7 protein-coding genes are annotated in these 12,531 nt (G+C 63.2%); 5 read left to right on the forward strand and 2 right to left on the reverse strand.

Annotation, left to right across the window (positions count from 1 at the left end):
* Nucleotides 1–119: 119 nt before the first annotated feature.
* Together MRBLMC3_RS00175 and putA are read right to left on the reverse strand one after the other, a co-directional pair.
* Complete coding sequence (locus tag MRBLMC3_RS00175) at nucleotides 120–3,353, reverse strand: molybdopterin-dependent oxidoreductase (protein ID WP_363824917.1); 3,234 nt, start codon at nucleotides 3,351–3,353, stop codon at nucleotides 120–122.
* Nucleotides 3,354–3,843: 490 nt separating this feature from the next.
* Nucleotides 3,844–7,449 (reverse strand): trifunctional transcriptional regulator/proline dehydrogenase/L-glutamate gamma-semialdehyde dehydrogenase, encoded by a 3,606-nt coding sequence (gene putA / locus MRBLMC3_RS00180; RefSeq protein WP_363824919.1) that lies wholly within the window; start codon nucleotides 7,447–7,449, stop codon nucleotides 3,844–3,846.
* A 125-nt stretch (nucleotides 7,450–7,574) separates the two neighbouring features.
* On the opposite strand from putA, the gene MRBLMC3_RS00185 reads away from it, so the two are divergent.
* The 5 genes from MRBLMC3_RS00185 (at nucleotide 7,575) to MRBLMC3_RS00205 (ending at nucleotide 11,726) form a co-directional block, all read left to right on the forward strand.
* Complete coding sequence (locus tag MRBLMC3_RS00185; RefSeq protein WP_363735697.1) at nucleotides 7,575–8,012, forward strand: Lrp/AsnC family transcriptional regulator; 438 nt, start codon at nucleotides 7,575–7,577, stop codon at nucleotides 8,010–8,012.
* 460 nt (nucleotides 8,013–8,472) lie between these two features.
* Nucleotides 8,473–9,726, forward strand: coding sequence for a pilus assembly protein TadG-related protein (locus MRBLMC3_RS00190; protein WP_363735618.1), 1,254 nt, complete (start codon nucleotides 8,473–8,475; stop codon nucleotides 9,724–9,726).
* On the forward strand, nucleotides 9,723–10,196 hold the full coding sequence (locus MRBLMC3_RS00195) for a TadE/TadG family type IV pilus assembly protein (RefSeq protein ID WP_133651629.1): 474 nt from the start codon (nucleotides 9,723–9,725) through the stop codon (nucleotides 10,194–10,196). The genes MRBLMC3_RS00190 and MRBLMC3_RS00195 overlap by 4 nt, the downstream gene beginning before the upstream one ends.
* Nucleotides 10,193–10,573 (forward strand): TadE/TadG family type IV pilus assembly protein, encoded by a 381-nt coding sequence (locus tag MRBLMC3_RS00200; RefSeq protein WP_133651630.1) that lies wholly within the window; start codon nucleotides 10,193–10,195, stop codon nucleotides 10,571–10,573. Before MRBLMC3_RS00195 ends, MRBLMC3_RS00200 begins: the two co-directional genes overlap by 4 nt.
* A 112-nt stretch (nucleotides 10,574–10,685) precedes the next feature.
* On the forward strand, nucleotides 10,686–11,726 hold the full coding sequence (locus MRBLMC3_RS00205) for a rod shape-determining protein (protein ID WP_363753782.1): 1,041 nt from the start codon (nucleotides 10,686–10,688) through the stop codon (nucleotides 11,724–11,726).
* Nucleotides 11,727–12,531: the final 805 nt, after the last annotated feature.

The raw sequence follows: 12,531 nt of genomic DNA on the forward strand, positions 1-12,531 counted from the left end.
CATTTCTCCGGGTGCCCGCTCCGTTGCTCCTTCCCTGCAACTTGTTGAGCGACTGCTCACCCAGATTAGGCTTGCACATCATTATTGTCGAGCGCGGTGAGACGCCAATGGCTTCGCGCTCAGGCGTCCAGCGTGATGTCTCCGATCGGAATGGCGCAGCAGGTCAGGCAGTTGCCCTCCTCGACCTCGCGCGCATGGCTGACCGTGCCGGCGATCAAACGAAGAGCGCAGCTTTCGCATTCGCCTGCGCGGCATCCCGCAGCCAGCCGGAAACCCGCCGATTCCGCGGCCGCCAGGATCGAAGGCTGGTCCGGTTGCCAGACGAAGCTCTCGCCGGACGTGGCCAGGGTCACGATGGCCGGCGCGAGGCCAGTCGTGACTGGGGTATGGGCTGTGAAGTGCTCCTGCTGGATCGACTGCGCGTCGACACCTCGTTCGAGCAGGATCTCCCGCGCCGCGCCCATGAAGGGTTCCGAGCCGCATAGGAACGCCCGCGTGCCTGGGGCAACCCCATCGAGCAATGCGGCGAGATTTCGTCCCGAATCCACTTGCCGATAGGCAAAGTTCGGGATGTCGAGAGATCGAAGTTCAGGATCGAAAGCCCTGTCGCGGGTGGCGTAGACCAGCGTGACGGAAGGGGGTGGGTGGCCCACTCCGCCAGCCAGGGCGCGCAAATAGCCGAGAAACGGCGTTATCCCGATTCCACCCGCCAGGAGCAGTACGGGCCGGGTGGCTTCCAGCGGCAGGCGGAACCGCCCCGACGGGACGGTCAACTGCACTTTTTCGCCTTCGCGCATGTTCGCGAATATGTGGTCGGAAAGGCCGCCCGCCCCGGAACGCCGGATTGCCACGGCCAGCGACGTTGCACTTTGCCGCCCCGGCGAGACCAGAGAATAATGGCGTTCGAGTTCGACGCCCGGAATCGAGAAGGCGACATGCTGACCCGGGATGAAGGTCGGCACCCAGTCGCCATGCTCTGGCTCCATCACCAGTTCCACGATGTCGCCCGGATGGTCGCGCCGCGTGACGACGCGGAAATCGCGCTTGCCGTTCCAGTTGCCGCGCGAGCGTTCCTCGTCGCGTTCGACGCGGCACGCTATGCGCCGCAATTCGACCGCGCCGCTGACGGGATCATCGTCGCCGTTGCGCAAAATGCTGTTGAGGTTCGTTCCACTGGTCAGCCGGTCACCGGCATCGGCCTGCTGCCACCAGCCATGTTCGCCCACCAGCACGCCGTCAGCCAGGGTGTCGTCCACCCGCACCTTCATGCTGACGCTGCCGGTGGCGATCACTATCCTTGCCCAGTCGCCGGGCACCAGCGATGCTGCATCTGCCGTCGCTGGCGACATGGCGAGTTCGGGCGCGGGCGCGCGCCTGGCCAGCGAGGGAACATAGCGCAGCGAGGATTGGGTATAGACCCCCCGCTTGGCGGTGGTCAGCAGGAGCGGGAAGGCGGGATCGGCCGGCGGCTGCGTCCACAGCGGAATTGCTGGTTCACCGACATTTGCCAGAAGGCTGGAATGGAATTCGACACGGCGGGATGGCGTGTTGAAACCCTTGACCCGGCCGTCCGCGGCAACGGCGGCGTAGCTCCGGTCGATTTGAGCTACCGGAAGGGTCAGGCCACCCGGATTCTGTTTGAGCGTCGCGAGATCAAGCCCGCTCGGCGCCAGTCGCATCTCCCAGGCTTCATCCATCGAACCGTGCCAGAGCGGATCGGCGAACTGCATTCGCTGCGCGATCTCCCGCAATATGACATAGTCGGGCCGCTGGTCGCCGGTCGGCTCCACCATGGCCGGGCGATACTGCACGTGCAGCGCGCTTTCGGCGTCCAGTTCGAACCCCGGCCGGAGCGAAGCATGTTCCCACGGCAAGGTCACCGGGAGCAGATAGTCCGCACTGTCCGCCATCGGGGTCATGCGCACGTCGCAATGGACCCGGAAGTTGAGGCTGGCGAGCGCGGCTGCGGCGCGCGCCCAATCGGGATAGGACGCCGCGGGATTGGTTCCCAGACTGAACAGCCCGCGCGGGCGATAGGGAATCCCCGTCTCGATCGCCTCGATCGCGTCGCGCGTCACGACATAGCCGAACCGTGGAGGCCCCAGCGGAATCCGCTCGGTGCCCAGCGGATCGGCGCGCGACGCCGCGGCGAAGGGGCGGAGCGGCGGCCCAGGGAACCAGCGGTTGCTGCCCGCGCGATCGACATCGCCGCGCAGGGCGAACAGGCAGGAGATCGCCCGGACCGTCTGGCTCGAAGCGGCGCTTTGCGACAGGCCCGACCAATGCGCCAGCGCTATGCGCGCATCGCTTGAGAGCAGATCATTGAAGCGGGAAATGGCTGCTTCAGACAATCCCGTGGCTTCGGCGGTGGCGGGCAAGGTCCACGGCTGGGCGCACTGCCGCAGCAACTCCAGCGCGCTGTCGCATTCCATGCCTGCAACCGTGCCGCTGAAGAAGAGTTCGGGCGCCAGGTCCGGCGCCGGCGGCTGGTTGGTGTCCACGACGATTGGCCCGGCCTTGGTCATCGCCAGAAATCCATCGGCGTCGATGCCGATGTCCCGGGGAACGACTTTCCGGCCAGTGGCGCGATTCACGAGCAGCGCCGCGTCGGTCCAATCTCTCGCAAAGTCCTTGTCGAAAGTTCCGCTGGCCAGCAGGTGACGGATGCCCCCCAATGCCAGGGCGCCGTCGCTTCCGGGCCTTAGTCCGAGCCAGAGATCGGCGTCGGTGCCGCTGCCCTGCTTTTGCGGGTCGATGACGACCAGCGGCACGCCGGCGGCGCGCGCACTGATCTGCGACGATGCCGCGAGCCAGGTCCGCGCGGGATTATGGCCCCACAGGACGATCGCGTCCGCATGGAGATAGTCCGGAGTTCCCAGCGAGCCGCCCGTCGTCAGCGTCGTACCGAAGTCCTTCTGGAAATTGCAGATCTCCATCGCCGCGACGAAATTCGCCGATCCGTAGGCGCGTACGAAGCCCTCTATCCATTCGAACGAATCGCCGATTGCCGTGCCGCTTGGCGTCGTGCTGGTGAACAGCATGGCGTTCGGCCCATGCGTATCGCGTATCTCCGACAATCGTCGCGCGATATCCGCCAGCGCCTCGTCCCAGGATACGGGCTCCCATCCGGGATCCGGGTCGCCCTTGGGCCGCGTGCGGCGCAGGGGTCGGGTCAGCCTGCCACGGTCGGCCAGGATTTCGGGCGCGGCGCGACCCTTGGCGCACAAGGCGCCGCCGGTCGGATGCTCCGGATCGGGCAGTACTTCCTTGAGCAGCCCATCCCGGGTGACGAAAATGGCGCCGCAGCGGGACCGGCAAAGCGTACAAAATCCACGATGGCGCATTTCGGCCATGGCTTGGCTCCGTTCAAATTCAAAACTGTCCCGAGTTTTCGATTGTAACGATCAACCGAAATTCAACTCACCGGCACCATAATCGCGATGGCCTTTTCAGCCGCGGCGATCGGAAAAGCCGAGTGGACGAGTTCAGCTCAGCCGGCGCGCAAACCTGCCGAGCCTGCAATGATGTTGGGCCGGACACTGCCGGATACGGGTCGTGCTGACATGTCAAAAATCGGCCATTCTATCGCGAAACCTGGCCAAGATTGGCCCCGGTTATTGGTCTCTTTCGGTTCCTTCGCGCATGCGTGCCGCAGGTAGGTGGGGAGGATCGGACGGATATGATGCCGCAGCGCGAGCCGATGGTCCTCAATCCGAACTAAGGTCGGGGGACACTCGTCTCGTCGTAGCGGATGCGGCGCCGGATTGCGGTGTCCCCGTTCCGTGGAGATTCCCGCATGGCAAGCTATCCCTCCATATTTGGAAACTGAACGTCTGACCCATATCAACTTATCATCATCAGGCTGGCATTGCCGCCCGCCGCCGTGGTGTTGATAGAGGTCGATACCTCTTCCAGCAACATATCGAGCGGGTAGGCGAGCAGCTCGCCCGTCTGCGCGGCGTGAACGGAGACGATTGGACCAGCCAAGGCCGCCACCTTCGCCACCAGCCGGTTGACTGCGCTCGCGTCGCCCTCGACCAGTGCCGCGGCGAACGGTTCGTTCGTCCTTGCCGGGAAGCAGGCCGCGACGCTGGCCGGCAGGCCCGTCGGGAGCGGCATGTCCTCCACCGCGCCGCGATTGCCTGTCGCGAGCACGGCGGCCATCTGCTCGAAAAGCCCGGTCCGGGTCGCCGGCGCCATCAGGATCAGGCCGCGCGGGTGCAGGGCATAGAGATTGCGCTCGCCGACCGGGCCGGGAAGGGTGATGGCAAGTCCGAGGGCCGAAGCCTCGCCATAGCGCCGCGCGATGGAGGCGCTCTCCATTTCGCCTTCCGCCTCCAGCCAGTCGGTGAATGCGTGGAGCGGCGTATCAACATGGCCTGCTCGCGCGCTGAACGCGGGCGGTCGCGCGACCAGGCGGCCGAGATAGAGCGGTCCGCCCGCCTTCGGGCCCGTTCCGGACAGGCCGCGGCCGCCGAATGGCTGCACGCCGACAATGGCGCCGATCACGTTGCGGTTCACATAGACATTGCCTGCCTTCACGCGCCCGGTCACATGCGCGATCGTCTCGTCGAGCCGGGTGTGGAGGCCGAAGGTCAGGCCGTAGCCCGTTGCGTTGATGGCGTCGATCAACGTGTCGAGATGTTCCCGCCTGTAGCGGATGACATGCAGGACCGGTCCGAACACCTCCCGCTTCAGTTCGGAAATATCCCTGATCTCGATGATCGTCGGCGCGACGAAGGTACCGTGGACCGCTTCGGCCGGGAGCGCCTGCTGCTCGACGGGTGCGCCCGCCTTCCGCATCGCGGCGATATGCTTCTCTATCGTTTCCCTGGCCTCGGCCGTGATGACGGGGCCGGTATCGACCCTGAGTGCATCGGTGCGGCCGATCCGCAGCTCCTTGAGCGCGCCCTTCAACATGGTCAGGGTGCGATCGGCGACATCCTCCTGCAGGCAGAGGATGCGTAACGCCGAACAGCGCTGGCCGGCGCTGTCGAAGGCGGAGGCGATGACGTCGGCGACGACCTGCTCCGCCAGCGCGGAGGAATCCACGATCATCGCATTCTGGCCGCCTGTCTCGGCGATCAGCGGAACAGGTCGGCCCTGGGCGAGGCGCGTGGAAAGCTGGCGCTGGATCAGGCGGGCGACTTCGGTGGATCCGGTGAACATCACCCCGGCCGTCTCCGGCGCCGCCACCAGCGCCGCGCCGATGGCGCCGTCACCCGGCAGCAGTTGGAGCGCATCGGCGGGAATGCCGGCCTCGTGCAGCAGGCGCACCCCCTCGGCGGCGATCAGCGGCGTTTCCTCGGCCGGCTTGGCCAGGACCGGATTGCCGGCGACGAGCGCGGCGGCGATCTGGCCCGTGAAGATCGCGAGCGGGAAATTCCAGGGGCTGATGCAGACGATCGGGCCGAGAGGCTGCTGGTCGCTCCCGAAGGTCGAGCGGGCCTGAGCGGCATAATAGCGCAGGAAGTCGATCGCCTCGCGCACCTCGGCAATGGCATTGGGCAGCGACTTCCCGGCTTCCCGCACGATCAGCCCAAGCAGGGTCGGCATGCGCGCCTGCATCGCGTTGGCCGCGCGATCGAGTATCTCAGCACGTTGGCCAACCGGCGTCCGGCCCCAGGATGAGCGCGCGGCGGCAGCGACGGCGGCGGTCGCCTGGTCGGGGGATGCCTCGACAACGCGGCCGACCAGATCGCGATGATCCGCCGGATTGAGCACCGGCCGTTCTTGGCCCACCCCATTGGCTGGCGCCGCCTTCCAGGCGAGCGTGGCGCTCTCGCGCAGCGCCCTGCTGAGTGCGGCGAGCGCGGTTTCGTCGCTGAGATCGATACCGTCCGAATTGCGGCGATCCGGATAGAGATTTGCGGGAAGCGCGATTTGATCGTGCCGAGCGCCCGGGTGCGGCATTGCGCGCACCTGGTCGGCCGGGTCGATCACCATCTCGTCGATCGGCACCGCCGGGTTCGCGATGCGGTTGACGAAGGAGGAATTGGCGCCGTTCTCCAGAAGCCGGCGCACGAGATAGGCGAGCAAGGTCTCATGCGTACCCACCGGCGCATAGATGCGGCAGGGCCGATCGAGCTTCGACCGGCCGACCACCTGCTCGTAGAGGGGCTCCCCCATGCCGTGCAGACACTGGAATTCATATCGCCCCACCGCGAAATCCGGCCCGGCGAGATGATAGATGGTGGCCAGCGTCTGCGCATTGTGGGTCGCGAACTGCGGGAACACCGCGTCGGGGGCGGCAAGGAGCTTGCGCGCGCACGCGATATAGGCGACGTCGGTGTGGACCTTCCGCGTGTAGACAGGGAAGTCGGCCAGTCCGTCCACCTGCGCGCGCTTGATCTCGGCGTCCCAATAGGCGCCCTTCACCAGCCGCACCATTATCCGCCGCTTCGCCCGGCGCGCGAGATCGACGATCCAGTCGATCACGAAGGGGCAGCGCTTGCCATAGCCTTGAACCACGAAGCCTAGTCCGTCCCAGTCGGCAAGCTTGGCGTCGAGCGCCAGGTCCTCCAGCAGGTCGAGCGACAGTTCGAGCCGGTCGGCCTCCTCAGCATCGATATTGAACCCGATATCATAGTCCCTGGCGAGTAGCGCGAGCGCGCGCACGCGCGGCAACAGTTCGCCCATCACGCGATCGGCCTGGGCACGGACATAACGGGGGTGGAGGGCCGACAGCTTGATGGAGATGCCGGGCCCCGCATAGACGCCGCGCCCGTTCGACGCCCTGCCGATCGCATGGATCGCGCGTTCATAATCACCATGGTAACGCTCTGCGTCGGCCATTGTGGTGGCAGCCTCGCCGAGCATGTCGTAACTGTAGCGAAAGCCCCTCGCCTCCAGCTCGCGCGCGCGCTTCAACGCCTCGCCGATCGTCTCGCCGGTAACGAACTGCTCGCCCATCATGCGCATCGCGAGATCGACGCCGCGGCGGATCACGGGCTCACCGGCGCGCGCCACCAACCGGGCCAGCGCCGCACCCAGGCCGCGATCGTCCACGCTGCCGACCAGCTTGCCGGTGACGACCAGGCCCCAGGTCGCGGCATTGACGAACATCGATTTGCCACCACCCAGATGCGAACCCCAATCGCCCTCCGCGATCTTGTCGCGGATCAGCGCATCGCGGGTTGCCGCGTCGGGAATCCGCAACAGCGCCTCGGCAAGGCACATGAGCGCCACGCCTTCCTCGCTCGACAGGGAATATTCCTGGATCAGCCCCTCGACGCCGGTCCCCTTGTGGTTGGCGCGAAGCGTTGCGACCAGATTATGGGCGGTGTCGTGGATGGCGAGTTTCGTCGCGTCATCCAGCGTCGCTGCAGCGAGCAAGGGCGCCACGCATTCCGCCTCATCGCGCCGGTAAGCAGCGGTGATATGCTTGCGGAGCACGGTCTGCTCTCGAATGGCGGGGGCGAAAGCGGCGAATGGAGTCTGCTCTGTCATGCTGGCAATATAGCAACCAACGGTTTGTCGATCCGACCGAAATATTGTGAAACTTCTGGTGATTTGACTTATGATGGTCAGATCAGGAGGAAATAGTGACAAGAAACAGCGGATCGGAAGTCGAAATGGATGGGTTCGATCATAAGATCGTCGCCGTTCTGATGGAGGACGGCCGCATCAGCGTGACCGATCTCGCCCAGCGCGTCGGTCTCTCCAAGACACCTTGCCAGGTTCGGATGCGCAGATTGATCGACTCCGGCGTGATCAAGGGCTTTCATGCTGCCCTGGATCCGGCAAAGATGGGGCTGGACCATGTCGCCTTCACCGAAGTGAAACTGTCGGACACGCGGGAAGATGCTCTGAGCGAATTCAATGCTGCTGTGCGCCGCATTCCCGAGGTGGAGGAATGCCATATGATCGCGAGCAGTTTCGACTATCTGTTGAAAGTCCGCACCGCCGACATCCGCCGCTACCGCTTCGTGCTTGGCGAAAAGATATCGAGCCTTCCGCATGTCGCCAGCACCTCGACTTTCGTCGCGATGGAAACGGTGAAGGACCGTTAGGCGCTGTTTCGCGCAGTGACATATTGCGCTGGCAGGTCGATGGCATTGCCGGGCCGTATCCCTGGCTGAAAGCCTGTCGGATGCATCGCAGCCCGTCGCCTTTTCCGACAACATGAGCGATCGGTAAATCCATGGCGCGTCAGTCGCTTTGAAATTTGCCTTGAAACGATCCGTGTGATCGGAAGGATGATTTCCCCAATATTGTGATCAACTATAATGTTTGCGTGCAACAAAATCTATAAATGTAGATCTAATGGATGCATTATAATTGAATTTATAATGGAAAATTCGAGATATATACTCACCATATATTGTATCATTAAGAGTAATATACATTTATATCCAAAGATATATATTTAATATTATAGTCAATTTTTGTGACAAGATCATATTTTATTAACCCACATTATTTAAATTCCTGCCTCGGTCCGGAGCAATGCTTCTCGAAAGGGATATGGGAATGTTGGGCGGAGCAGTGGGGCGTTTGCTGCGTGACAGGACGGGCAATGTCCTGATGATGGCTGCGGCCTCCATGCCTATATTCATCGGGGCGGCGGGACTGGCCACCGATACGGTGCAATGGACCCTGTGGAAGCGGCAGATCCAGCGTCAGGCGGACAGCGCCGCGCTCGCTGGCGCTTATGCGGTGGCGCAGGGCTTCAGCGCCTCCGACAGCGCGACATCGGATATCAACCGCATGTCGCTCGTCACACTGACGCAGACGCCCACGATCGAAAATGCTCCCACGACAGGTGCTTATGCCGGCAACAACAAGGCTGTGCGGGTGGTGCTGCAAACATGGGCCGAACTGCCCTTTTCGAAGATATTGGGGGTGAAGGCGCCGGTCATCTATGGCGAAGCGACCGCGGCCGTGGTGGGCAGCGGCGACTATTGCGTCGTTGCGCTGGAAAAGACGAGCACGGTCGGCATCACGCTTCAGGGCAGTGCCACGGTCAATCTGGGCTGCGGCATCGCCACCAACTCGCGGGCATCCAACGCGGTCTATGCAGGCGGCAGCAGCGTTGTGACGGCAACGCCCGTGGCGGCGGTGGGCGGGCTCTCATCCAGTTCCAACTATGTCTCCCCGACCACCCTGCTGCCCTACAGCCTGCCCGTACAGGATCCCTATGCTGGATTACCCACACCCACTGCGGTGGAGCTGACGGGTTGCAAGAATTATAATGACAAACCCGGCGACACGACTTCCATCACGGCTGGCTGCTACAAGAATTTCGACGTCAAGGGCACGCTCAACCTGGCGCCCGGCGTATATTATATCGACGGCGGCACCTTCAACGCCGGTTCGCAGGCGGTCATCAACGGTACGGATGTCACCATCATCCTGACCAGCAGCAACGCGGTGACCAACCCCAGTTCCATCGCGACGGTCAATATCAACGGCGGCGCGACGCTCAACCTGAAGGCGCCGACGGACACCACCAACCCCTATCATGGCGTCCTCTTCTACCAGGATCGGCGCGCAGTGGATTCTGGAACCAACACCATCAACGGCAATGCGAGTTCGGTACTGCAGGGCGCCTTCTATTTCCCCGGCCAGGCCCTGTCCTTCAGCGGCACGTCGGGAATGACCACTGACTGCGTGAAGATGGTGAGCAAGCGGGTGACCTTCATCGGCAACAGCAATATCGTCAATCAATGCACCAACAAGGGCGTCGACAAGATCACCGCCACGCTGGTGAGGCTGGTGGGATGATGATGCGCCTGATTTCGGATCGAGCCGGGAACAGCACCATCGAACTGGCGATCATCATGCCGGTCCTGGTGCTGCTGACCTGCCTGGCGGGGGATGTCGCCATGGCGTTCAAGGCGAAGATCGGGCTTCAGCGCGCGGCGGAGCGCACGGCGCAACTGGCGGCGGCGGGCGGCTACACCAACGATACCACAAGGACGCAGGCGGCCTATAACAATCTGGCCGCCGACGCGGCGGCGGCGGCGGGCGTTTCGACCAGCAACGTCACCATCACGCCTACGCTGCTCTGCGACGCCACCGTCCAGACCGCCAGTCCCGAAGTGCCATGCCCCGATGGTCAGCAGACCAAGCGCTATGTCGCGATCAACATTTCGGGAAGCTACACGCCGATGTTCGCCCAACTCGCGCCCAACAGCCGATGGTCGTCGCAGGGAATCGCGCTCACCGGCTCCGCATCGGTGCGGCTGCAATGATCCGGCTGGTACGCGACGAGCGGGGGGCCGCGGCGATCGAATTCGTCCTTGCCGTGCCGCCTTTCATCATTCTGCTTATGGGTGCGCTGCAAATGGGCATCATCGCCTGCGCGCGCACTGGCCTGCAACATGCGGTGGATGAAGGTGCCCGCTATGCCAGCATCTATCCCACGCCCTCCGATGCCGCCATCATCGCCAAGGTCAATGCGCGCGAATTCGGTCTGGACCCGGCCTATACCAACGATCCGACGATTACCCACGGCACGCAATATGGCCTGCCCTATACCGAAATCACCATGACCTATTCCCGGCCGCTGAACTTCATTGTGTATCAGACGCCGGCCTTGTCGATCAGCTATACCCGCCGGTCCTATTAACCTCAACTGGACCCGGATACCGGACGTGTTGTCGCACCCTGCTTCTGCTTGACAAGGGGGCTGTGCAGGGGGAGCCATCCCGCTCCCCCTGCACAGAATGTCCATCATCCGCATGAAACTGCCGCGCTTCTTTTCCTCGTCCGCCTGCGACATGGCCATCGACCTGGGCACCGTCAACACGGTCATCTATGTGCGTGACCGGGGCATCGTGCTCAACGAGCCCTCGGTCATTGCGATCGAGACGCGCGACGGCATCCGCAAGGTGAAGGTCGTCGGCAACGAAGCCAAGCTGATGATGGGCAAGACCCCCAATGGCATCCAGGCGATCCGCCCGCTGCGCGATGGCGTGATCGCGGACATCGACGTTGCGGAGCAGATGATCAAGCATTTCATGGACAAGGCGCTGGACGGCCACAGCCGCTTCGGCCGCCGCCATGAAGTGGTGATCTGCGTGCCGACAGGCTCCACCATGGTGGAGCGGCGTGCGCTGCGCGACGCGGCCTCCAATGCAGGCGCCTATCGCGTTCAGCTGATCGAGGAACCCATGGCCGCTGCGATCGGCGCCGGACTGCCCGTCACCGAACCGCGCGGGGCGATGGTGGTCGATATTGGCGGGGGAACGACGGAGGTGGCGGTCCTCTCCCTCAACGGCATCGCCTATAGCAACAGCGCGCGCGTCGGCGGCGATCGGCTGGACGACGCAATCGCCTCCCACATCCGCCGCACCCACAATCTGATGATCGGCGAAGCCACGTCGGAACGGGTGAAATGCGCGCTCGGCGCCGCCACCCCGCCGGAGGGCGAGGGCCGCCGCATGGTGGTGAAGGGCCGCGACCTGGTGAACGGCCGCCCGTCCGAAATGTCCATCAGCGAGGCGGAGATCGCCGATGCCCTGTCGGAGCCGGTGGGCCAGATCAAGATGGCGGTGATGACCGCGCTGGAACAGACCGCGCCGGAACTGTCCGCCGACATCATCGAGGAAGGCATCACGCTCACCGGCGGCGGCGCGCTGCTCCAGCGTCTGGACGAGGCGCTTTCCGACGCGACCGGCCTGCCCGTCACGGTCGCCGAAAAGCCCCTGATCTGCGTCGCCATGGGAGCAGGTCGCGCTCTGGAAGACCGCGCCTATGACGGCGTGCTGACCGGCTCCTGACGACGCCGCCTGGACGATGGGGAAGGGAGTATCCCCCCACAACTGGCCGCGCCAGTGAAGGCTGGATCTCAGGGGAGGGTGCTTCTTTTGACACGCGATTTCGGCCGTCGCGGGAACGGCTGATTTGGGTGGGAAGCGGACTGACGGCATACGGCTAGAGCATTTTCGGGTTGCGCCGAGTCATATGTTTTGATTCGAAGGTGTCGGTTAATCGGCGAGGCTGAGATGACGGCTTTTTGCAAGCCAGAGAATCTGTGTTGTCTGGGGCGTAAGGTGGGGTTTACCACTTTAACGATATAGTCCCCGGCATATTTTCCTAGGACAAGCATATGTCAGCATTTCCCAAGGCACTCCAAGCTATATTGATATTAGAGGGACTGGCAGTGGCCTTCGTGCTTGCTGGAATTTTGATATTTATCCCGGCAACACCTAAAGGTTTTAGCGATCCCTTATCGTCGATTGCTCTGTTTGGAGGGTTCGCCTTCCTCGGGTGGCTCGTGTTTTGTTACCGAGCCTTAGGCGCAGAAATTCCATCTAGAGGAATGGTGTGGGCAGGATTTTTGTCATGCTTTCCCATGGTCCTATATCTTTTTTGGCAATTCATGGGCGCTTCGTGGCTGTATCGGCCGTAGTCGCGAGCTACTAGCGAAGACCGAAGCGCCTGAATGATCGTAGATCGCCAAACGACCACTTTTGCCATGACAGCACGTACCGATAATCAGGCGATTGTCGTCTGCGTCCGCTTCCGAGCATCAGATATTGCCGAATGAGTGACCCGCTATGGTCGCTTCCAGACCGTCCCCCT

Origin of the sequence: Sphingobium sp. LMC3-1-1.1 (genome assembly GCF_040676285.1) — a bacterium.
Taxonomy (GTDB): domain Bacteria; phylum Pseudomonadota; class Alphaproteobacteria; order Sphingomonadales; family Sphingomonadaceae; genus Sphingobium.

Bases quoted from the DNA above. Each gene is read 5' to 3' on its own strand.
- MRBLMC3_RS00175 (WP_363824917.1), bottom strand. From the start codon at position 3,353: ATGGCCGAAATGCGCCATCGTGGATTTTGTACGCTTTGCCGGTCCCGC.
- putA (WP_363824919.1), bottom strand. From the start codon at position 7,449: ATGACAGAGCAGACTCCATTCGCCGCTTTCGCCCCCGCCATTCGAGAG.
- MRBLMC3_RS00185 (WP_363735697.1), top strand. From the start codon at position 7,575: ATGGATGGGTTCGATCATAAGATCGTCGCCGTTCTGATGGAGGACGGC.
- MRBLMC3_RS00190 (WP_363735618.1), top strand. From the start codon at position 8,473: ATGTTGGGCGGAGCAGTGGGGCGTTTGCTGCGTGACAGGACGGGCAAT.
- MRBLMC3_RS00195 (WP_133651629.1), top strand. From the start codon at position 9,723: ATGATGATGCGCCTGATTTCGGATCGAGCCGGGAACAGCACCATCGAA.
- MRBLMC3_RS00200 (WP_133651630.1), top strand. From the start codon at position 10,193: ATGATCCGGCTGGTACGCGACGAGCGGGGGGCCGCGGCGATCGAATTC.
- MRBLMC3_RS00205 (WP_363753782.1), top strand. From the start codon at position 10,686: ATGAAACTGCCGCGCTTCTTTTCCTCGTCCGCCTGCGACATGGCCATC.